Raw genomic sequence first — 21,020 nt, forward strand, 5'->3', positions numbered from 1 at the left:
CTGATAATTTGCTGAGACCGAAAGGGCGAACGTGGTGGACGACCAGCAGCCGCGACTGCGGGCCGACGCGCGCCGCAACCGCGACCGTATCGTCGCCGCAGCCAAGACGTGGTTCGCCACGCACGGCCCGGACGCGCCCACCGAGGAGATCGCCCGATCGGCCGGCGTCGCCACGGGCACCCTGTACCGGCACTTCGCCGACCGGGAGGCCCTGATCCGGGCGGTGGCGGTGAACAACTTCGAGAACGCGTTCGCGGAGGCGGACGCCGCCGTCGCCGAGGAAGCCTCCGCATGGGACGCGCTCGTGCGCATCCTGCGCCAGTCACAGGAACTGCGGCTGTCGTTCCGGCTGCTGACGGCCTACCCGCACGTGCACGCGGTCCTCAAGAAGGAGCGCGACGTCGACCGGTCCCGCCGGCACATGGTCGACCTGCTCGACCGGGTCGTGCGCAGGGCACAGGCGGAGGGCACGCTGCGCACGGACGTCGGCACCGGCGACGTCGCCGTGATGTTCGCGCTGCTCGCCCAGCCCCTGTCCATCGAGTGGACCGCGACGGCGCAGCTCGCGTCCGAACGCTGCATGGCGCTGCTCCTCGAGAGCCTCCGGGCGGGCGGGCCGCACGACACGCTGCCCGGGCGCGCGATCTGGTCCGAACACATCGCCCACGGCTGAGCTGATCGGGCGATCAGGCGGCCGGGAGGCGGGACCGTTCGCGCGGGCCGATCTCCGGATGGTCGTCGGCGGGATCCCAGCCGAGGTCCGCCGTGGCTCGCGCCGTGGAGTAGAACCCCGCGTTCCCCTCCATCGGCGCGCGCAGCGGCACATCCGGGTACCAGCGCGCGGCGAGCTCGGCGCTGGCGGTGCCGGTGATCGTGCGGTCGGCGACGACGTGGTAGACGGCGTGGCCCGGCGTCGGGCGGAGCAGGGCGAGCAGGCAGGCGGCCGCCGCCGCGTCGAAGCTCACCCAGCCCCACAGGTCCTTGCGGGCCCGCCCGTCGTCGGGCCCCCGCGACGTCGCCGCTTCCGCGTCGTCGCGCAGGCCGTGCAGCCGCAGCGCGGAGAACGCGACATCCGGTCGGCGACGCGCGAACGCCGCCGACTGCTGCTCCACGATCCACTTGGAGAGGCTGTACGCGTCCTCGGCATAGGTCGGGTGGTCCTCGTCCACCGGGAAGTAGTCGTAGCGCGGGTCGGCGCTGTAGACGCCGCCGATCGCGTTGATGCTCGACGCGAGGCACACGCCCTCGAGCCCGTACTCCTCGGCGGCCACCAGTACGTGGTACGTGCCGTTCACGTTCACCCGGTGGACCTGCGGCTCCGGGTACCGGGGATGCACGAGCCCGCCCAGGTGGATCACGCCCTGCGCGCCGGCGAGCGCGGCCCTGACCTCGTCCAGGTCGGTGAGGTCGGCCGCCCGCCACTCCACCCGTCCGTCCGGCTCCCCGGCCGCGCCGGGCAGGTCGGTCGCGACGACCTCGTGCCCGGCGCGGAGGGCCCGGGCCACGACGTGCCGGCCGAGCCGGCCCGCCGCGCCCGTCACGGCTATGCGCATGGGTGCCCTAGCTCCACAGGCGGTCGTGGCTGGTCTCGCCGTCCCAGTGGGTCGTCTCGGCGAAGAACACCGGGTCGCGCGGGTCGAGCTGCTGGCGGAACAGCTCCTCGTTGATCTCACCGAACCCGAGGCCAGGGGTGTCCGGCACCGTGATGAACCCGTCCTGGATCAGCGGCCTGGGCAGGCCGGTGACCAGCTCGCTCCAGAACGGCACGTCGGCAGCGTGGTGCTCGAGGGCGAGGAAGTTCTCGGTGGCCGCTGCGAGGTGTACGCACGCCATCGTCGCGATCGGCGACGCCGCGAGGTGCAGGGCCATGGCGATGCCCTTCTCCTGCGCGTAGTCGCCGAGGCGCTTGGTCTCGGCGATCCCGCCGGAGGTGGCCGGGTCGGGGTGCACGACGCGGATGGCGCCGGCGTCGAGCAGCGGCTTGAAGTTCTCGGTGAGGTAGATGTCCTCACCCGTGCAGGTGGGCACCGCCACGGCCTCGGTGAGCTGGCGCCACTGGTCGGTGTACTGCCAGGGGATGAGGTCCTCGATCCAGGCCAGCGTGAACGGCTCGAGCGCCCGCCCGATCCGGATGCACGAGTCGATGGCGATGTGGCCGAAGTGGTCGGCCGCGAGCGCCACGTCGTAGCCGACGATCGACCGCACCGTGTCGACGTAGCTCGCGAGGTGCTCCACGCCCTTGGGCGTGACCTGGATGCCGGTGAACGGGTGCATCGTCGAGACGTCGTCCCGGGAGCCGGGTGGTGCGATGAGCGTGCCGGGGACGTCCCACAGCAGCGAGATGCCCACGTCCATCTTGAGCATGGTGAAGCCCCGGCGCTTGCGCTCCAGCAGCCGCTCGCCCATCTCGTGCGGGTCGAGGAGGGAGGGCGTGTCGGCGTAGCACCGGACCGTGTCGCGGAACTTGCCGCCGACGAGCGCGTATGCCGGCACGCCGTACGCCTTGCCCGCCAGGTCCATCAGCGCCATCTCGATGCCGGACACGCCGCCGCCCTGGCGCCCGTGGTGCCCGAACTGCTTGATCTTGCGGAAGACCTTGTCGAGGTTGCAGGGGTTCTCCCCGACGATCCGGCTCTTGAGCACGAGCGCGTAGCTGGCGCTGGCCTGGTCGCGCACCTCGCCGTACCCGACGAGCCCCTGGTTCGTGTCGATCCGGATGATCGACGAGCGGAAGGGCACGCCGTGCAGGTTCGCCACCCGCACGTCGGTGATGCGCAGGTCGCTGGGCCGCGACCCGGTGCTGACGTACTCCTCGCTGATGGTGGACGTGCTCATGCATTCTCCTTGCGCCACTGCTTGAAGTCGGCCTCGATGTCGTCCGCCCAGGTCGGAACGTCGATCTGGGCGCTGGTGTAGCGCCGCTCGGACAGGCGCTGCTTGCCGAACACGTCGCGGATGCGGGTGTCCTCGGCGGTGGCCGCGACGTCCGCGGCGAGGTGGGCGGGGATGACGGCGACGCCGGTGGGCGTGCCGAGGATGACGTCGCCGGGCAGCACCGTGGCGCCGCCGATGCGGATCGGGATGTTGATCCCGGCGAGGGTGACACCACGGATCGGGGTGGGGTCGACGTCGCGGTGGAAGATGTTGACGCCGCCGGGCAGCTTCTGCAGCCCCTGCAGGTCCCGGATGCCGCCGTCGATCACGGCGCCGACGCCGGTGCGGGAGGCCACGGCCGTCCCGAGGTTGTCACCGACCACGGTGCCCTCGACGACCTTGCCGAAGATGTCGACGACCATGATGTCGCCGCTCTCGAGTGTCTCGATCACCCAGGAGTTCTGCCGGTCGCCCTCCAGGTGGCCCTCGCGTGCACCCGCGGCGACGACGACCGCGTCGTAGTCGGGCCGGTGCGGCAGGAACTGCGCGGTGACCGCCCGGCCGACGATCACGGTGCCGGGGTGGGTCTCGCGCCAGCCTCCCGCGAACTGGCGTACGTAGCCGGCCTGGAACAGGTGGCCCCACGCCTCCTCGGTGGTGGCGAGCTTCAGGCTCGCCAGCACGTCGTCGGGAACACGGGGCCGGCCCGAGCCGAAGCGCTCACCGGTCCACGCTGCGGTGAGCTCCTCGAGATCGTCCTTGCCGGGATGGATGCGCACGTCCGCTTCGCCTTCTTCCTGCTATACGAGTTCGGTCATTCCCTGCACGGTGGTCATCAGGAGCGGCGCGTAGCCGAGCAGCTCGGCACGGTCCACCGCGAACGTCACGGTCGAGATGCTCACACCGCCGCGGGGCCGCCCGGCCCGGTCGAGGATCGCGGCGCCGAGGCAGCGCACGGTGGCCTCGTTCTCCTCGTCGTCGATGGCGTAACCGCGCTCGCGCACCGCGGCGAGCTCGGCGTGCAGGGCCCGCAGGTCGGTGATCGTGGCCTGCGTCCTGGTCGGCATTCCGGCCGAGGACATCACGGCGTCCACCTCGGCGGCAGGCAGGTGCGCGAGGATCGCCTTGCCGATCGCCGTGCAGTGCAACATGAGCTGGTTGCCCACCCGCGACCGCATCTCGTACGGCTTGTCGCTGTCGACCTTGTGCAGGTACACGGCGTGGTCACCGACCCGGACCGCGAGGTGCACGGTGTTGCCGCCCGCGCCCTCCTGCAGCCGCCGCAGGGCGGGCCCGGCGCCGGCCGACATCACCGACACGATCCGCGCGCCGAGCCCGGACAGCCGGCCCCCCACTCCGTAGCGCCCGTCGCCGCAGTTCTCCGCGAACCCCTCTGCGGTGAGCGTGGCCAGCACGCGGTACGCCGTGGACCGGGGCACCGCCGCACGCTCTGCCACGTCCATCAGCCGGTGCGGCCCGTCGGGCACGGCGAGCGCCTCCAGGATCCGCATGGCCTTCTCCACGGACGTCCCGGCCGCGCTGGCCCGCCCCCTGCGAACCGGCTGTACCGATGACGCTGAAGTCATCCCTTCACGGCACCCGCTGTCAGACCCTCGGTCAAGAACCGCTGCCCGAAGGCGTACATGAGCACCACGGGGATGCTGATCAGCAGCGAGGCCGCCGCCAGCTGGCCCTGCGGCACGACGTCACCGAAGATCATCGACTGCATGCCGACCGGCAACGTCTTGTAGTCGTCGCGGGTGATGAACACGAACGCGAAGAGGAACTCGTTCCACGCGTTGGTGAGCGTGAACAGCGCGACCGCCAACAGGCCCGGCTTCGCCAGCGGCAGCACGATCCGCACGAACGCACCGAACCGCGTGCAGCCGTCGACGAGCGCCGACTCCTCCAGGTCGGCCGGGATCGACTTGAAGTAGCCCACGAGCAGCCACGTGGCGAACGGCAGCGTGAACGTCGGGTACGTGATCACCAGCGACCAGAGCGAGTCGTTCAGCCGGACCCCGCTCATCATCTGGTACAGCGGGATGAACAGCAGCGCACCCGGCATCACGTAGGTGAGCAGGATCGTCACCGTGAAGCTCTCCGAGCCGCGGAACTTCAGGCGCGCCAGCGCGTACCCGGCGAGCGCGGCGCACACCAGAGCGATCAGGGTGGACGCCCCGGCCACCAGCACCGTGTTGATGTACCAGGTGCCGAACGCCCGGCCCGAGAAGAGGTTGGTGAACTGCTCCGTGCTCCACGGGGTGGGCCACAGGTCGTTGGTGCGCATGACGATCTGGGAGTCGGACTTGAACGCCGTGACCGTCATCCAGTACAGCGGGGCGAGCACGAACCCGAGCAGCCCGATGAGCGCGACCCCCGACCCGACCCCGTTGACCAGGCGCGCCGCCACGCTGTTGCCCCGCGCGGCCAGCGTGGAGACAACCCGCCCGATGATCGCTGCGAGCAGCACGAACACGCCCAGTACGAGCGCGGCCTTCCACACGATGTGCGGTGAGGCCCAGATCAGCAGCAGCGTCGAGACGGCGACGACCACCCACGGCATCGCCTTGCGCTGCGCCGGGGTCAGTCGGCTGCGCCCGAGGTCGCCGTTGCCGGGCCCGTCGCTGCGGCGCATCAACCGGACCAGGATGACCACGAGGATGCCGATGATCGGCAGCATCACCAGTGTGACCGCGGCACCGGCGCCCTCCTGCAGCTGCTGGATGGCCTTGGAGTAGGCCACCATCACGTACGGCGCGGTGGCGTCACCGGGCCCGCCCTGGGTCATCAGCCAGATCAGGTCGAAGTTGTTGAACGTCCAGATGGACGACAGCAGCACCGTCACGATCATGACGTGGCGCAGGCCGGGGAGCGTGACGTGCCGGAACCGCTGCCACGGGGTGGCGCCGTCCACCATGGCCGCCTCGTAGAGCGTGCTGTCGATCGCCTTCAGCCCGGCGAGGAACGTCACCGTGAAGAACGGGATGCCCTTCCAGACGTTGACCAGGATGACCGCCGGCATCGCGAGCGCGGGGTCGGACAGCCACTCCGCGGGCCAGCTCTCGACGAGCCCGATCGCGGCGAGCATCGGCCCGATCCCGGACTCGGTGAGCACCGTGTTGACGCTGCCGAAGATCGGGTCGAACAGCGAGCGCCACGTGAACGCGGTGACGACCGTCGGCACCACCCACGGCAGCAGGATGATGCCGGCGATGACCGCCCGCCCGCGGCGCATGTGGTGCAGCATCAGCGCCGCGATGAGGCCGAGGGTGACCTTGAAGATCTCGGCGTACGCGGTGAAGACGAACGAGTTGAGCACACCGGTGTGGAACACCGGGTCGTCGACGAGCGCGGTGTAGTTGTCCAGCCCGACGAACACCGTGTCCGGGCCGTGCCGCTCGGTGGTGCTGGTGACGATCGAGCTGACGATCGGGTACAGGATCAGCGCCGCGATGAGCAGCCCGGCGGGCGCGAGGAAGCCCGTGGCGAGCCGCCAGTCGCGCCCGAGCGTCCGCTGGAGGCCCGTGAGCGACGTCGAGGGTGCGGCCGCCGAGCGGGTCGGTGACGGCCGCGGGCGCAGGACGGTCACTGCTTGTAGCCCTGCTGCTCGAAGATCTGGACCATGCGGTCGTGGGTGGTGGCCACGGCCTCGGCCGGGGCGGTGCCCTGGACCACCGACTGCATCATGTCCGTGAGCAGGTAGGCCGCCACGGCGGCCTGCTCGCCCGGGCTCGGCGGCTGCGGGAACGCGTAGCCGGTCGCGGTGGTCAACGGGATCGGCGTCTTGGTCTGTTCGCGGATCGCCGCGTAGGCCGGGTCACCGTTGGTGTAGTACGGGTCGGAGTCCCACACCTTCTCCCACGACGGGTTCACCAGGCACGGCGCGCCCTGCGCGACGCCGAGCAGGGCGGAGCCGCTGACCATGAACTTCGCCACCTGCTTCGCCAGGTCGGGGTTCTTCGCCCCCTTGAACACCACGAACGAGTTCGACGAGCCGAACGCGAGCGGACGGTCGAGTGCCGGACCGATGGCCCCGTTGAACGGGTGGGTGTTCCCGTAGACCGGGTTGCCCTTGGTCTTCGAGTCGGCGTAGATGCTGTACTGGTTGTTGGTGAGGCCGATGATGCCCGCGAGCCAGTTCTCGTTGTTGCCGGTGTCGGTCCAGCTCTCGATCCCGGGCGGCAGCATGGGCTCGTACTTGGGGTTCGTGTAGATGTCGCCGATGAACGAGACGGCCTCGACGGTCTCGGGCGAGTTGAAGACCACCCTCTGCCCGGTGTTGTCCGCGATCGCCCCGCCGTAGGCGTTGATGACGGACTCGATGAACCCGTTGGCGTCGCCGGAGCGGTTGATCGTGATGCCCCACCCGAAGCGTCGCTGTGCCGGGTCAGAGACCGCCAGCGCGTTGTCGCGCAGCTCCTCCCACGTGTAGGTGGGCTTGAGCGGGAGCCCCTTCTCCGCGTACCAGTCCTTCCGCAGGAACATCCCGGCGGCGATGAAGTGGTAGGGGATCGCGTACCAGCGCCCGTTGAACACGCAGAAGTTGGTGGCCTCCGTCGCCGGCTCGCCGTAGAGGGCCTTCATCTCCTCGACCACGTCGGTGACGTCCTCGAGGTCGCCGAGGTTCTGCAGCTGGCCGACGAACCGCTCGTCGCTCATGAAGGCCAGGTCCCGGGTGGTGCCGGCCTTCACCTCGGCGTCCATCTTCGCGACCATGTCGCCGGCGTCGCCCGACACCAGGTCGTTCTGGACGGTGGTGCCGGTGGCCTGCGCGAAGGCCTGGAGCGACCGGTCGAGGGCCTGGTTGGCGGCCTCGGAGTACAGCTTCTGCGAGAGCATGCCGACCGAGCCGCCGCGGTAGGGCGCCGCGGCGTCCAGGATCGCCTGCGGGACCTGCACATCCACCTGCGGAGCGGCCGGTGGGCCACCGCCACAGGCGGTGAGCCCCACAGCGCCGAGCGCGCTCATCCCCAGGAACTTCCGCCTCGACCACTCGGGTCCGGTCCGCAGTGCCATGACCACTCCTCCCACGTCCCCGCACTGGGACGCGTACCGACGGGGCAACGGTGCAACCGACGGGGGCTTCCGTTTCTCTTAGTGAAACGGAATGCCACGTAGTGCGACGGCGGTCACACTAGGGGGACCACGGTCGGGTGTCAACGGTCACTTTGTCGGAGTTCTCGTGCTCGCCGGGAAGGCCGTCGAACAGGCCCTCGGCGCCGCGCGGGCGCCACAGCGGCACCCCACCCTCGACGGGCACGTCGAGCGGGACGACAGTGGCCTCGTCGGCCGAGTCGAGCGCCGCGAGGACGATCCGCATGTTCGCCACGCTCTGCGCGATCGTGCCCACCACCGGCTCGCCGTGCCGCACGGCGTCGGCGAAGTCGCAGAGCTCGCCGTAGTAGCCGTTGTCGATGCCGCGGAAGACGTCGGTGCGGGTGGTGCCGTCCGCCCGCGTGAGCGTGACCCGCCGCTCCCGCTCAGGACCGGAGAGCACGAGAACGCCCTCGGTGCCGTAGAGGCGCATGTCGTTCGGCTCCTCCGGCACCGGCACCTCCGAGTAGCAGGCCGTGTAGTTGCCGATCGCGCCGGAGGCGAAAATGAGGTTCAAGGCGAGGTCCGACGGGGAGTCGATCGTGCTGTTCGCCCACTGCACCGCGCCGTGCACCCGAACCACCTCGCCGCAGAGCATCCGGATCTGCGCGATGTCGTGCACGCCGGCGTCGAGGTGGACGCCACCGCGGTACTGCGGCTTCTGCCGCCACGGCGTGCCGTTGAACCGGCCCTCGCGCGGCACCATCTGCCCGGCACGCCGGTACGCCATCAGGTGCAGCTTGCCGATCGCGCCGTCGTCGAGCAGCGCGCGGGCGTGACGGATGTCGTCGCGGTAGAAGTAGTTCTCGGCGACGAGCACGACCCGGTCGGGGAACTCGCGCTCGAAGTCGAGGAACGCCCGGGCCTGCTCCTCGTCGGTACCGGTGGGCTTCTCGCAGAGCAGGTGCTTGCCGGCGATCAGCGCGTCACGGGCGATCCCGTACAGCACCGGGATCGGCACCGACACCAGCACCGCGTCGACGTCGTCGCGGGCCAGCAGGTCGCGGTGGTCCGCGTGGTACCTCGACCCGTCGACCCCGCTGTAGGCCGCGAAGCGGGCCGCCTGCTCGGCCGAGCGGTCGGCGAACGCCGTGACGACGTACCGGTCGGGCATGCGACGCAGCGCGGGCCAGTGCAGCTGCTCGACCGCCAGCCCGGTGCCGATCAGCCCGAGCCGGATCGGTTCATCGGCGACCATGGCTCACCCCTGCTTCTCCTTCGGGGCGAGCAGCGGTGCGTTGCCCTGTACGTGCTCGCGCATCGCGGCCCGCGCTGCGTCCGGGTCGCGGGACTCGAGCGCGCGGTAGATGCGCGCGTGGGCCTCGGTGGCCTTGCGCAGGCTCTCCGGGCTCCCCTGGTTGGTCACCCGGCGGCTGGCGGTGCCCAGCCAGCGCGCCGAGTACATGATCCGGTCGAGGATCCGGTTGTTCGCCGCCCGGCAGATCTCCATGTGGAACTCGTGGTCGACCGCGAGGTAGGCGTCCGGGTCGGACTCGAGGCTCGCCATCCGGTCCAGCTCGGTGCGCATGCGCTCCAGCGTCTCGTCCGTGATGGCAGCGGCCGCCATCGCCGCGAGCTCCGGCTCCAGCAGCTCCCGCATCTGGAGCAGCTCGCGCAGCAGTCCGTCGACGTGCTCCGGCGGGAGCCATTCCGCGAGCAGGGGGCTGAGGTAGTCCCACTCGGCCTGCGGCCGGACGACCACCCGACGCCCCTGGGCGATGTCGACGATGTCGAGCGAGGCGAGAATCTTGAGCGTCTCGCGGGCGACCACGCGGGAGACGCCGAACTCACGCGAGATGTCCAGCTCAGAGGGGGCGCGCCCCTCTTCGGTCTCACCGTTCACGAACCGCCGGGTCAGGTGCGCGGCCACCTGCACCGGGAGAGTCCGGACCTTGACAGCGTCCGTCGACTCTTGTCTCCTGTGCATGTCATCAGCTTATAGGACAAGTTGGCATCCTCGCTCCTGGGCGCCGGGAAAACCTTCCGCTCCGCAGGCGAGGTGAGTTCCGCCCTGGCGGTCAGGTCACCCGCTCATGCACTGGGGCGTTCGAAAGGGCAGCTGAAAACCTCGACGAGGAGGTTCCCATGCACACGACGTCCGGTGCGCTGAACCGGCGCCGGTTCCTCGGCGGTTCGCTGGCGCTCGCCGCAGGTGCCGCGGCCGGGCCGTTCCTGGCCGCGTGCGGCGGCGGCGACTCCGGCGGGAAGGCCACGGAGATCAACGCCCTGCTCATCACGGGTGGTGACCGCTACCCCGCCTACTGGGAGAAGGTCACGTCCGCGTTCAAGGAGCAAACCGGGATCACGGTCACCTACGACCTGCTCCAGTTCACGCCGCTGACCTCGAAGGAGATCACGCTCGCGGCGGCCCGCAGCACCCAGTACGACGTCTACAGCACGCACACCGCGCAGATCGGCGCGTTCTTCCCGCACTTCGAGCCGCTCAACAACCACTTCGACGCGGCCGACATCGCCGACTTCTTCCCGGTCGCCATCAAGTACATGACGAACCCGGCCAACGGTGAGCTGGCGGCCATCCCCCGCAACATGGACGCGCGCACCCAGTACTACCGCAGGGACCTCTACGAGGCGGCCGGCGTGCAGCCGGCGACCACGTGGGAGGAGCTCGCGGCCGTCGGGCAGCAACTGACCGGGGGCGGTCGGTTCGGCCTCGTGCTGCCCGGCCAGGGCGACCCGGCCCAGCGGCAGTTCGCCGACTTCCTGTGGCAGGCAGGCGGCGAGTGGCTCGACCAGAACAACAACGTCACCTTCAACTCGACCGCGGGCGTCGAGGCGCTCACCTTCTACCGCGACCTCATCCAGACCCACCGGATCACCCCGTCCGACGTCGTCACCTACCAGTGGAACGAGAACTCCGCAGGCTTCACGAACGGGACGTGCGCCGCGGTGTTCGACTGGCCGGGCGCGTACGCGAGCTTCGGGGACCCGGCCCTGTCCACGGTGAGCGGGTCGTTCGCGACGGCGCCGATGCCGGGCCACAAGACGGAGACCTCCTGCGCGATCTCGCACGGGCTGGCGATCAACAAGTACTCCCGGAAGAAGGACGCGGCCGCGGAGTTCCTCCGGTTCACGGTCACCCCGGACGCCCTGGTCGACCAGTACGCGGAGTTCAAGAACTACCCGAGCCGCGTGTCCACCGCCGACCAGGTGATCGGGAAGGCGCAGGGCCCGGAGCAGCAGTGGCTCTCCGACCTGCGCACCACGATCGAGAACGGCAAGGAGTGGCCGAAGGTGCCGGGCTTCGACAAGGTCTCCACCGTCGTGCAGACGGCCGTCCAGAACGCGCTGAGCAACCAGATGAGCCCGCAGGCCGCCCTCGACGCCGCAGCGGAGGAGAGCACGCGGATCCTGCAGCAGGCAGGGGCGCTGCGCTGACCATGGCCGTCTCGCAGAACGTCCTGGCCCGGGCGCCGGTCGCCCGGCACTCGCGGGTCACCCCGCAGTGGCTCACCGGCTACGCGCTGGCGGCGCCCGCGCTGCTCCTCATGCTGGTGATCTTCCTGTACCCGCTCGGCCACTCGTTCGTCATGAGCTTCTTCCGCTGGGACCTGAACACGGCGGAGAGCCCGTTCGTCGGGCTGGGCAACTACCTCGACCTGTTCACCGGCAGCTCGTTCATGCAGACGCTGCGGAACCAGGTGGTCTTCACCGTGGCGTCGCTGGTGATCGAGGTGGTCGGCGGCATGGCGATCGCCGTACTGCTCAACAGCAAGCTGCGCGGGCTGCGGCCGGCGCGCACGCTGCTCCTGATCCCGCCGATGGTCGCGCCCGCCGTGGTCGGCCTCAACTTCCGCTGGCTGTTCAACGAGCAGTACGGGCTGATCGACGCCACGCTCGTGCGGCTCGGGCTCCCGGCGATCCCGTGGCTGTCCGACCCCGGCTGGGCACTGGTCTCGGTGATCATCGCCAACGCCTGGCAGAACACGCCGCTGCTGGTGCTGCTGTTCCTCGCCGGGCTGCAGGCGATCCCCCGGGAGCCGCTCGAGGCCGCCGCGGTCGACGGGGCGTCGGCATGGCGCACGTTCTGGGCGATCGTGCTGCCGCTGATGCGGCCGGTCGTGGTGATCGCGCTGATGATCCGGATCATCGACCTGTTCCGGACCTTCGACGTGGTCTGGCTCATGACACAGGGCGGGCCGGGCAACGCCTCGAACCTGCTCACCGTGGAGGCCTACAAGCTGGCGTTCCAGAGCGTCGACTTCGGCCACGCCGCGGCGGTGTCGTACGTGGCGCTCGTCCTCTCGCTGATCGTCCTCGCTCTCCTCTACGGGATCCCCCGGCTCACGGCGCGGAGGGCGGCGACATGGCAGAACTGACTCGGGTCCGCCCCGCACCCATCGCGGTGCGGTCTCGGCGGCCGGGCGCGACGGCCGGCCTGGTGGCGCGCTACGCCGTGCTGGTCTTCACGGTGATCCTGTCGATCTTCCCGCTGGTCTGGCTGGTGCTGACGTCGCTGCGCACCTCGGACGAGCTGTTCGCCGTGCCGGTGCAGCTGACGCCGAGCACGGTGACCCTGGAGCAGTACGTCACGGTCTTCACCGAGTACGAGATGGCCGACTACGTCACGAACTCGGTGGTGGTGTCGCTGGCCACGGTGGCGCTGGTGACGGTGCTGGCCCTGCCGTGCGCGTACGTCCTCGCGCGGTTCCGCCTGCCCGGGATCAAGGTCGTGATCACGGTGCTGCTGGTGATGCGGATGATCCCGGTCATCGCGCTCGCCATCCCGCTCTTCGCGGTGTTCTCCGGGGTCGGGCTGCTGGACACGGTGCTCGGACTCGTGCTGACCCACGCGGCCTCGAAGCTGCCGGTGGCGATCTGGCTGTTGATGGCCTTCATCCAGGACCTGCCGAAGGAGATCGAGGAGTCGGCCGAGATCGACGGCGCAGGCGTGTTCCGCAAGCTCGTGTTCGTCGTCGCCCCGCTGATCGGTCCCGGGCTCGCGGCGAGCGCCGTGCTGACCTTCCTGTTCACCTGGAACGACCTGCTCATCGCGCTCACCCTGACGTCCAGCGAGGCCGCCCAGACCCTCCCGGTCGGCCTCACCAACTTCGTCACGCAGTTCGGCATCGACTGGGGCCCGATGTCGGCAGCCGGGGTGCTGATGGTCGTCCCGACCCTGCTCTTCGTCTGGTTCGCCCAGGGCTACCTCGTCAAGGGCCTCGTCGCGGGCGCGGTCCGCGGCTGAGCGCCGACCTCGTCGAAAAGGAGATGTGAGAACTCGTGGACCTATCACTCGACGGCAAGGTGGCGATCGTGACGGGCGCCGCGTCCGGTTTCGGCCGGGCGGTCGCGACGATCCTCGCGGCCGAGGGCGCGCACGTCGCGGGCGCCGACATCAACGAAGCCGGTGTCACGGCGGTGATGAAGGAGCTCGGCGGCGCGTGCCGGGGCTACGGGCTCGACGTCGCGAAGCGGGACCAGTGGACCGACCTGGCGCGCCGGGTCCGCGAGGACATCGGCGAGATCGACATCCTGTGCAACATCGCGGGCCCGGCACCCGGCCCGGTGAGCGGGCACCTCGACACCGACGACGACGAGTGGCGCCGCCAGATCGACGGGCACCTGACCGGCGTCTTCCTCGGGTGCCAGACCGTTCTCCCCGGGATGATGGAGCGGCGCTACGGGAAGATCGTGAACATGTGCTCCTTCACGGCGCACGGCACCGTCGCGAACATCCCCGGGTACGACGCGGCCTTCGGTGGCATCCTCGCCTACACGAAGGACCTGGCGCGTTTCGCGGCACCGCACAACATCAACGTCAACTGCGTGTCGCCCGGCAACATCGAGACCCCGATGACCAAGGGCTGGCTGTCCGAGCCCGGCGCCTACGAGCGGGTGCAGGCGAACACGCCGATCGGGCGCGTCGGCCAGCCCGACGACGTCGCCGCCTGGGTCGTCTTCCTGGCCTCCGACCGCGCGCGGCACGCCGTCGGCATCGAGATCAACGTGTCCGGCGGCCAGCTCATCGGCTAGGACACGGCAGTTCTGTTGGGGGAAGTTCCGTCAGAAGGAGCAGCATGAGGATCGTCAACGTCACGACGGCGGTGGTGGCCTACCACGGCCAGGCCACGCTGGTGCGGATCGACACCGACGAGGGCATCACCGGCTACGGCGAGGCGAACCCGGACGCCGGGGCGGGGGGCGTCGTCGGGCTGATCAACACGTTCAAGGACCTCCTGATCGGCGAGGACCCGCGCAACGTCGAGCGGTGTTGGGAGAAGCTGCGGCGGCGCGTGTTCGCCGGCCCGCAGGCGGGCGTGTTCGTGATCGCGATGAGCGGGATCGAGCTCGCCCTGTGGGACATCGCGGGCAAGGCGGCGGGCCAGCCGGTGCACCGGATGCTCGGCGGCAAGTTCCGCGACCGCATCCGGCTCTACGCCGACTGCGGCGACGGCGACGACCCCGCCGGCTCCGTGGCCGGCTGCGTCGAACGGGCCCAGCGGATGGTCTCCGAGGGCTTCACCGCCATCAAGTTCGACATCGACAACCTGTCGCACCCGGCGAAGTTCGACGCCTACAACCACACCGTGAACGCCGCCGAGCTGCGCTCGATGGTCGAGCGGGTGGCGGCCGTGCGCGAGGCCATCGGCCCCGACGTCGACCTCGCCATCGACCTGCACGCCCGCTACGACGTCCCCAGCGCCTGCAAGATCTCGTGGGAGCTGGAGCCGTTCAACCTCATGTGGCTGGAGGAGCCGATCCCGGCCGAGAACATCGACGCGCTGGTGCGGGTGCGCGCGCAGACCCGCACCCCGATCTGCGCAGGCGAGAACCTCTACCTGCGGTGGGGCTTCCGGGAGCTGCTGGAGAAGGGCGCGGTCGACGTCATCGAGCCGGACGTCCCCAAGTGCGGCGGCCTCGCCGAGGCCAAGAAGATCGCCAATCTCGCGGAGATGCACTACGTACCGTTCGCCCCGCACCTGGTCTCCACGCCGCTGGGCACGATGGCCACGGCCCACCAGTGCGCCTCGATCCCCAACTTCCTCGTGCAGGAGTGGCACGCCCTCGAGGAGCGCGAGGTGTGGGACAGCTACGTGACCGCACCCGACGGCAGCGGGTCGATCGTCAAGGACGGCTACATCACCCTGCCCGAAACGCCCGGCATCGGCGTCGAGCCGAACATGGACGGGGTCCGCAAGCACGCCGTCCCGGGCTTCGGGATCTTCGAGTGACCGGGAGCGGTATGGACGTGGCACAGACCGCGAAGCGGTTGAAGGCGCTCTACTCCGCGGTGGTCTACGACATCATGGACGAGATGGGGCTGCCCCATCAGTGCCTCGACCTCGCCATCGCGCCCCTGGACCGTTCCATGCAGGTCGCAGGGCCCGCGTACACCGTGATGGCGGGCCCGGACATGCGGGAGCGGGACGAGATGCCCCCGAACACCAAGCTGGCCGACTTCGGTGTCTTCACGCAGATGTACGACGGCTGCGTCGTGGTCGTCGGGGCGGCGGGCGAGCGGCAGAGCGGCATCTGGGGCGAGCTCATGAGCAACGCCAGCCGCGCCCGTGGTGCCACCGGCGTCGTCATCGACGGCGGCATCCGCGACGGGCGGCTCGTCCGGGAGATCGACGGCCTGGGCGTCTTCGCCCGCTACACCTCGCCGATCGAGTCGCTGCGCCGCTCCCGGATCCACGACATCGAGATCCCCATCTCGATGACCGGCACCACGACCAGCCAGGTTCGCGTGAACCCGGGCGACTGGATCTTCGGCGACGAGGACGGCGTGCTCGTCATCCCGAAGGACGCCCTCGACGAGGTGCTCGCGAAGTCCGAGGAGGCGAAGGACATCGAGGACAAGGTCCGGGAGGAGGTCCAGGCCGGCGTCCCGGTGATCGACGTCTACAACAAGTACGGGCGGCTGTAGCTCACCTCGGGGCCAGGCAGAGGACGTAGCCGTCCAGGCCCTGACCGCTCTCGAGACCGGCCGTGACCTCGGGATTCGAACCGCAGGCGAGGTCGAAGCCCAAGAAGCCGCTGTCCACCCGCTCGACCACGCGGTAAGCCGCGTCGGGCGCCCCGCAGTCCGCCTTCGCGTAGCCCGGGGTGCCCGACGTCGTGGCCAGGCAGTCGCCCACCTGTGCGGTGTCCGGCGAGGTGTTCGGGTCGACGCCCACCGGACCGAGGCAGAAGAGCAGGTCCGCGGCGAGACCGTCGAGGGAGCCGAGCCCGTTCTGGTCGCCGGTCGTCACCATGTCCCAGCTGTAGCTGGTGCTGGTGCCCGGCACGTCGGAACACTGGTCGATGCCCGCGATCGTCGTGGCGTCCTCGATGCGCCGGAGCACCACCGTCTCGGCGCCGGGATCGGCGCAGTCCACCTTCCGTGCCTCGGAGTTCGCCGCGGCACCCGTGACGCAGTCGCCCTCCTTCGCCACGTTGATCGCCGAGGCGGGATCGACATCACGTGGGCCGATGCAGAGCGTCGAGTCCGAGCCGGAGTCGGAGAAGCTCTCGGTCACCCCCGCCACGGCGATGCAGTCACCGGAGAAGTCGTCGAGCTTCTCGAGGACGCGCAGGGTCGAAGCCGCACAGTCGGCCTTCACGTAGGAGTCCTCGGACTTCTCGACGCAGTCACCCGTCTCCGGTCCCGTCGAGCAGGCGGTGAGACCGCCGCCCGCCAGGATCGCCACGGCGAGCAGCAACAGGACGCGCACCACCATCTCGCTTCCCCCTCATCGATCACTCTTGAAGACTCACAGGAAGCTCACACGTTGGGTCGAAGAGATGTAGGTCACAGACGCCGAGCCACGCCCTGCGGTGCGTCCATGATCAGCGGTTCGGCGCATTCTTGGACGGATTTGGGATGGGAATGCGCCCAACTGGTGATCATGCCGGTGGGCGCGCCGTTCCCGACTCGGGCGCGCAGGCAATCGCTACCCGCTTCAGGACCCGTGCGCTGACGATTCCGTCCGCCGCTCCGTCACCTCGACCTGTTGGTCCGGTTGGCATCACCACCGAATGACGTGGTCGCGTTGACAGCCGTCCCCGACTGGAGGGCACGGCGGTGCACGACGAGACCGTCCCCGCCGGGTGCCCACGCAACTATCCTGTGGTCCCGACCCCTCCCTCGCAGCGCAACCACACGCTAGTTGCCTCGCTCCCAACCGGACTGGCTCGCACGCGGGCCCGGGAGGCAAGGCGAGCACCGCGCAACGCAACCACGGAATCGGCAGTTCCCACCCGGCCACCTACCCGACCGGACACGTTCTCCCCACTCAAGCCGCGTTCACAATAGTGAACACCCCGATCACCCGAAAAGACCTACGGGTCGAACATCTGTTCGCGTAACTGGAGGCATGTCGAGAACCGCGCCAACCCCACCAACTCCTGCCCTCACGGGAAGACCCAAGAAGTGTCCGCGACACCGGCGAATACCCGAGGGCAAGGAATGCGCGCCATGCTGAGCGGCGCGCTACTCGAGACACCAGCCGACCCACCGGTTCCGGCGCCGGGCGCACTGCCAATCACCCCGGCAGAGGCGGCGGCGACTCCACCTCGGATGCCTTGCCGGACGCGCTGTCGGATCCGTCGCCGAACGCCGTGCCGAACGTGACGCCGGACGCCGTGCCGGGCGCGCTGTCAGACGCGCTACCGGACGACCTGCTGAACTCCGCAACGATCAACGCCTGGGTCGATCGGCTGGCCCGGTTCGATCGGGACGTCCCCGACACCGAACGGATCGAGCAGCTGCGGGCCCTGGAACGGTTGAAGTCGGCCGCCGCGGCCGCCCAGGCCCGGATCGCCGTCGACCTGGACACCTCGATGCGGGCCGGGCACGCGGCCACCGGGATGCCGGCGCAGCGGCAGGGCCGCGGGGTGGCCGCGCAGGTGGCGCTGGCCCGCCAGGAATCCCCCTACCGCGGTGGCCGGCACCTGGGGTTGGCCAAGGTCCTGGTCGCCGAGATGCCCCACACCCTGACCGCGCTCGAACAGGGCGCGATCTCCGAATGGCGGGCCGGCCTGCTCGCCCAGGAAACAATCTTCCTGTCCAAGGAATACCGCCAGCTCGTCGACGCCCACCTGTGCGCCGACCCGTCCGGGCTGACCGGGTGGGGGGACCGCCGGTTGACCGCCGAGATCCGCAAGATCGCCTACCGGCTCGACCCGGCCGGATACACCCGACGCCGCGCGAAGGCCGAGTCGGAGCGGCGGGTCACCTCCCGGCCGGCCCCGGACGTCATGGCCCGGGTCACCGCGCTGCTCCCGGTCGCCCACGGGGTCGCCGTCCACGCCGCCCTGCGCGAAGCCGCCGACACCGCGATCGCGGCCGGGGACGGGCGCACCCGGGGCCAGTTGATGGCCGACACCCTTGTCGAACGCGTGACCGGGCAGGCCACCGCGACCGGGGTGCCGGTGGAGATCCACCTGATCATGACCGACCGGACCCTCCTCGGCGAAGGCGAAGGCGACGGCCGTGAGCAGCCGGCGCTGCTGGCCGGGTACGGGCCGATCCCGGCCGGCCTGGCCCGCCGACTCGCGGTGACGGGCGCCGAAACCGAGACCGCCTGGCTGCGGCGGCTGTATGTCATCCCCGAGAGCGGGCGGCTGGTCGGGATGGACTCCACCCGGCGGGTGTTCCCGGCCGGGCTGGCCCGGTTCATCGAGATCCGCGACCAGTACTGCACCACCCCGTGGTGCGACGCCCCGATCCGCCACATCGACCACGCCCTACCCCACCACCAGGGCGGGGCGACCTCGGCGGAGAACGGCAACGGGACCTGCGCCCAGTGCAACTACGCCCGCCAGGCACCCGGCTGGGAAATTCGGCCGGAGCCCGGGTCGCGGCACACGCTGCGGATCACCACACCGACCGGGCACGGCTACCGCAGCACCGCACCCCCACCGCCCGGCCACTCGTCCTCCGACCGACGCCGGCCGCCGGGGCCGCGGGCTCGCCGAGCCCGGGGGACGTCACCACACCGCGGCGATCAACGCACCGCCGCCGGGGCCACCATGGCCGCGCAGATCCGGGCCAGGTCGTCGTCGGTGACACAGGGCGGTATCGCGTAGACCAGTCACGGAACGGGCGTGCGCGGCGCCGTGTCGATCCCAAACGCACAGGACCGCCCCCGTGAGGGCGCGGAGCGTCGTCTCGGAACGATCGCGGCCCGAAGCTCGCTAGGGTCGATCCGTGGACTTGGGGTCGGTCGCGGACTGGGTGAATGCCGCAGGTACGGTCTGCGCTTTCGGTGCCGCCCTGTTCGCCGGAATCGTGGCCGTCGGGAGCTACCGGACTCAGCAAAGAGCGATCGATCGTCAGCTGACCGCCCATGCCGAAGACGAACGTCGGCGAGCGCGGAGCGAACGCCAGTGGCAGGCGAGCAAGGTAGCGGTTTGGGTATATCGCGGACGGAACAGCTGGACCGTGCACGCAGCGAACAGCAGCGGCCTACCCGTCTACCGCCTCACCGTGCGCATAGCAGGCGAGGAACCTCCGTTCTCGGTTGCGATAGAACGAGGCACGCAGGGTCCCACCCCGGCTGATACCGCTCGCAAACTCACCAACGCCCTGCGCGTCGTGCTCGATCAACGGAACGCCCTCCACATGGACCCGAACAAGCTGCATGTCGCGATCGCCTTCACCGACGCAGCCGGGGTCCGCTGGCGACGAGACGAGCGCGGGAAGCTCGACGAGGTGCCCGATTCCTTCGACTTCGACGACGTCGATGAACGGCTGATCGACAGGCTGGTTCCGAGGCACGACGATCGAGATGTGCGGGGGATCCTCTGACTCGGGAACCTCAACCCACCGCTGCCGCGGCCACCGCGGCCGCGCAGATGCGGGCCAGGTCGTCGTCGTCGGTGACGTAGGGCGGCATCGTGTAGACCAGGTCGCGGAACGGGCGCAGCCACACCCCCTCCCGCACGGCGGCGGCGGTCGCGGCCGCCATGTCGACCTCGTGGTCGAGCTGCACCACACCTATGGCGCCGAGGGCACGCACGTCCCGCACTCCGGGCAGGTCGCGCGCCGGCTCCAGTCCGGCGTGGAGCCCCTTCTCGATCCGGGAGATCCCGCCACGCCAGTCGCCACCGAGCAGGAGGCCGAGCGACGCGTTCGCCGCGGCCGCCGCGAGGGGGTTGCCCATGAACGTCGGACCGTGGGCGAGCACCGACAGCTCGCCGCGGGAGATCCCCTCGGCCACATCCGGGGTGCACAGGGTGGCGGCCATCGAGAGGTATCCGCCGGTCAGGGCCTTGCCGACGCACATGACGTCCGGGCTCACGCGGGCGTGATCGGCGCCGAACAGCTCACCGGTGCGCCCGAAGCCGGTAGCGATCTCGTCGAACACGAGCAGCACGTCGTGGGCGTCCGCGAGCTCGCGGAGGGCCTGGAGGTAGCGCGGCGAGTGGAACCGCATGCCGCCCGCGTTCTGCACCACCGGCTCGACGATGACGGCAGCCACCTCGTGCGCGTGCCGCGCGAGCACGGCCGCCAGGTGCTCCACGTAGGTGGGCTCGAACTCGCGGGGCGGCGCGTCGGCGAAGACCTGCTCCGGCAGCGCGCCCGCCCAGACGTGGTGCATGCCGCCGTCCGGGTCGCAGACGGACATGGGGTGCCAGGTGTCGCCGTGGTAGCCGCCCCGCCAGGTGAGCAGCCGCCGCCGCTCGGGACGTCCGCGTGAGCGCCAGTACTGCAGGCACATCTTGATCGCGACCTCGACGGAGATCGACCCCGAGTCGGCGAGGAAGACGTGCTGCAGCGGCTCCGGGGTGATCTCGACGAGAGTGGTGGCCAGGCGGATCGCCGGCTCGTGGGTGAGCCCGCCGAACATGACGTGGCTCATCCGTCCGAGCTGGTCGCGCACGGCCTCGTCCAGCACGGGGTGGGCGTAGCCGTGGATGGCCGACCACCACGACGACATCCCGTCGACCAGCTCGCGCACCCCGTCGACCGGCTCGGCCAACCGCAACCGCACCCCCGCCGCGGACTCCACCAGGTACGGCGGGCGCACCCCCGGCATGGGCGCATACGGGTGCCAGACGTGCTTCCGGTCGAGCTCGAGCAGCTGGGTGGGGGTGAGCACGCG

At 70.2% G+C, this 21,020-nt stretch carries 19 protein-coding genes; 9 read left to right on the forward strand and 10 right to left on the reverse strand.

Annotated elements, in window-relative coordinates:
* Positions 1-34 precede the first annotated feature (34 nt).
* On the forward strand, positions 35-673 hold the full coding sequence (locus FHX44_RS15235) for a TetR/AcrR family transcriptional regulator (protein ID WP_147256403.1): 639 nt from the start codon (positions 35-37) through the stop codon (positions 671-673).
* Positions 674-686: 13 nt separating this feature from the next.
* On the opposite strand, the gene FHX44_RS15240 is transcribed toward FHX44_RS15235, so the two are convergent.
* The 8 genes from FHX44_RS15240 to FHX44_RS15275 all read right to left on the reverse strand — a co-directional run bounded on the left by FHX44_RS15240 (position 687) and on the right by FHX44_RS15275 (position 9,898).
* Complete coding sequence (locus FHX44_RS15240) at positions 687-1,553, reverse strand: NAD-dependent epimerase/dehydratase family protein (RefSeq protein WP_246170392.1); 867 nt, start codon at positions 1,551-1,553, stop codon at positions 687-689.
* Between the two features lie 7 nt (positions 1,554-1,560).
* Complete coding sequence (locus FHX44_RS15245) at positions 1,561-2,835, reverse strand: mandelate racemase/muconate lactonizing enzyme family protein (protein ID WP_147256404.1); 1,275 nt, start codon at positions 2,833-2,835, stop codon at positions 1,561-1,563.
* On the reverse strand, positions 2,832-3,653 hold the full coding sequence (locus tag FHX44_RS15250; protein ID WP_147256405.1) for an RraA family protein: 822 nt from the start codon (positions 3,651-3,653) through the stop codon (positions 2,832-2,834). Before FHX44_RS15250 ends, FHX44_RS15245 begins: the two co-directional genes overlap by 4 nt.
* Positions 3,654-3,674: 21 nt before the next feature.
* Positions 3,675-4,460, reverse strand: a complete 786-nt coding sequence (locus FHX44_RS15255; protein ID WP_147256406.1) for an IclR family transcriptional regulator — start codon at positions 4,458-4,460, stop codon at positions 3,675-3,677.
* Positions 4,457-6,466, reverse strand: a complete 2,010-nt coding sequence (locus tag FHX44_RS15260; RefSeq protein ID WP_147256407.1) for an ABC transporter permease — start codon at positions 6,464-6,466, stop codon at positions 4,457-4,459. Before FHX44_RS15260 ends, FHX44_RS15255 begins: the two co-directional genes overlap by 4 nt.
* On the reverse strand, positions 6,463-7,893 hold the full coding sequence (locus FHX44_RS15265; RefSeq protein WP_147256408.1) for an extracellular solute-binding protein: 1,431 nt from the start codon (positions 7,891-7,893) through the stop codon (positions 6,463-6,465). The genes FHX44_RS15260 and FHX44_RS15265 overlap by 4 nt, the downstream gene beginning before the upstream one ends.
* Before the next feature lie 118 nt (positions 7,894-8,011).
* The gene (locus FHX44_RS15270) at positions 8,012-9,169 is read right to left on the reverse strand and encodes a Gfo/Idh/MocA family protein (RefSeq protein ID WP_147256409.1); all 1,158 of its coding nucleotides are present in this window, start codon (positions 9,167-9,169) and stop codon (positions 8,012-8,014) included.
* Positions 9,170-9,172: 3 nt separating this feature from the next.
* The gene (locus FHX44_RS15275) at positions 9,173-9,898 is read right to left on the reverse strand and encodes a FadR/GntR family transcriptional regulator (RefSeq protein ID WP_246170393.1); all 726 of its coding nucleotides are present in this window, start codon (positions 9,896-9,898) and stop codon (positions 9,173-9,175) included.
* A 158-nt stretch (positions 9,899-10,056) separates the two neighbouring features.
* Here FHX44_RS15275 and FHX44_RS15280 point away from each other — a divergent pair, with 158 nt between their 5' ends.
* Genes FHX44_RS15280 through FHX44_RS15305 form a run of 6 tightly spaced genes read left to right on the forward strand, consistent with a single transcriptional unit; the run spans position 10,057 to position 15,859 of the window.
* Positions 10,057-11,367, forward strand: coding sequence for an extracellular solute-binding protein (locus FHX44_RS15280; RefSeq protein ID WP_147256410.1), 1,311 nt, complete (start codon positions 10,057-10,059; stop codon positions 11,365-11,367).
* Positions 11,368-11,369: 2 nt separating this feature from the next.
* On the forward strand, positions 11,370-12,308 hold the full coding sequence (locus tag FHX44_RS15285; protein ID WP_147256411.1) for a carbohydrate ABC transporter permease: 939 nt from the start codon (positions 11,370-11,372) through the stop codon (positions 12,306-12,308).
* The gene (locus tag FHX44_RS15290) at positions 12,296-13,177 is read left to right on the forward strand and encodes a carbohydrate ABC transporter permease (RefSeq protein ID WP_147256412.1); all 882 of its coding nucleotides are present in this window, start codon (positions 12,296-12,298) and stop codon (positions 13,175-13,177) included. The genes FHX44_RS15285 and FHX44_RS15290 overlap by 13 nt, the downstream gene beginning before the upstream one ends.
* 35 nt (positions 13,178-13,212) lie before the next feature.
* Complete coding sequence (locus tag FHX44_RS15295; protein ID WP_147256413.1) at positions 13,213-13,965, forward strand: SDR family NAD(P)-dependent oxidoreductase; 753 nt, start codon at positions 13,213-13,215, stop codon at positions 13,963-13,965.
* Positions 13,966-14,009: 44 nt separating this feature from the next.
* A complete protein-coding gene (locus tag FHX44_RS15300) occupies positions 14,010-15,164 on the forward strand; it encodes a mandelate racemase/muconate lactonizing enzyme family protein (protein WP_147256414.1) in 1,155 nt (384 codons plus the stop codon).
* Between the two features lie 17 nt (positions 15,165-15,181).
* Entirely contained in the window at positions 15,182-15,859 is a 678-nt protein-coding gene (locus FHX44_RS15305) for an RraA family protein (protein ID WP_212612486.1), read from the forward strand.
* Between the two features lies 1 nt (position 15,860).
* Here the strand turns inward: FHX44_RS15305 and FHX44_RS42155 are convergent, their stop codons facing one another.
* Complete coding sequence (locus FHX44_RS42155) at positions 15,861-16,652, reverse strand: LppU/SCO3897 family protein (protein ID WP_170308916.1); 792 nt, start codon at positions 16,650-16,652, stop codon at positions 15,861-15,863.
* Between the two features lie 889 nt (positions 16,653-17,541).
* Here FHX44_RS42155 and FHX44_RS15320 point away from each other — a divergent pair.
* Together FHX44_RS15320 and FHX44_RS15325 are read left to right on the forward strand one after the other, a co-directional pair.
* Positions 17,542-19,002, forward strand: a complete 1,461-nt coding sequence (locus FHX44_RS15320) for an HNH endonuclease (RefSeq protein ID WP_212612487.1) — start codon at positions 17,542-17,544, stop codon at positions 19,000-19,002.
* 121 nt (positions 19,003-19,123) lie between these two features.
* Positions 19,124-19,723, forward strand: a complete 600-nt coding sequence (locus FHX44_RS15325) for a hypothetical protein (protein ID WP_147256418.1) — start codon at positions 19,124-19,126, stop codon at positions 19,721-19,723.
* Positions 19,724-19,733: 10 nt separating this feature from the next.
* On the opposite strand, the gene FHX44_RS15330 is transcribed toward FHX44_RS15325, so the two are convergent.
* Positions 19,734-21,017, reverse strand: coding sequence for an adenosylmethionine--8-amino-7-oxononanoate transaminase (locus FHX44_RS15330; RefSeq protein ID WP_147256419.1), 1,284 nt, complete (start codon positions 21,015-21,017; stop codon positions 19,734-19,736).
* Between the last annotated feature and the right edge of the window lie 3 nt (positions 21,018-21,020).

Origin of the sequence: Pseudonocardia hierapolitana (assembly GCF_007994075.1) — a bacterium.
In the GTDB taxonomy this organism is placed as follows: domain Bacteria; phylum Actinomycetota; class Actinomycetes; order Mycobacteriales; family Pseudonocardiaceae; genus Pseudonocardia; species Pseudonocardia hierapolitana.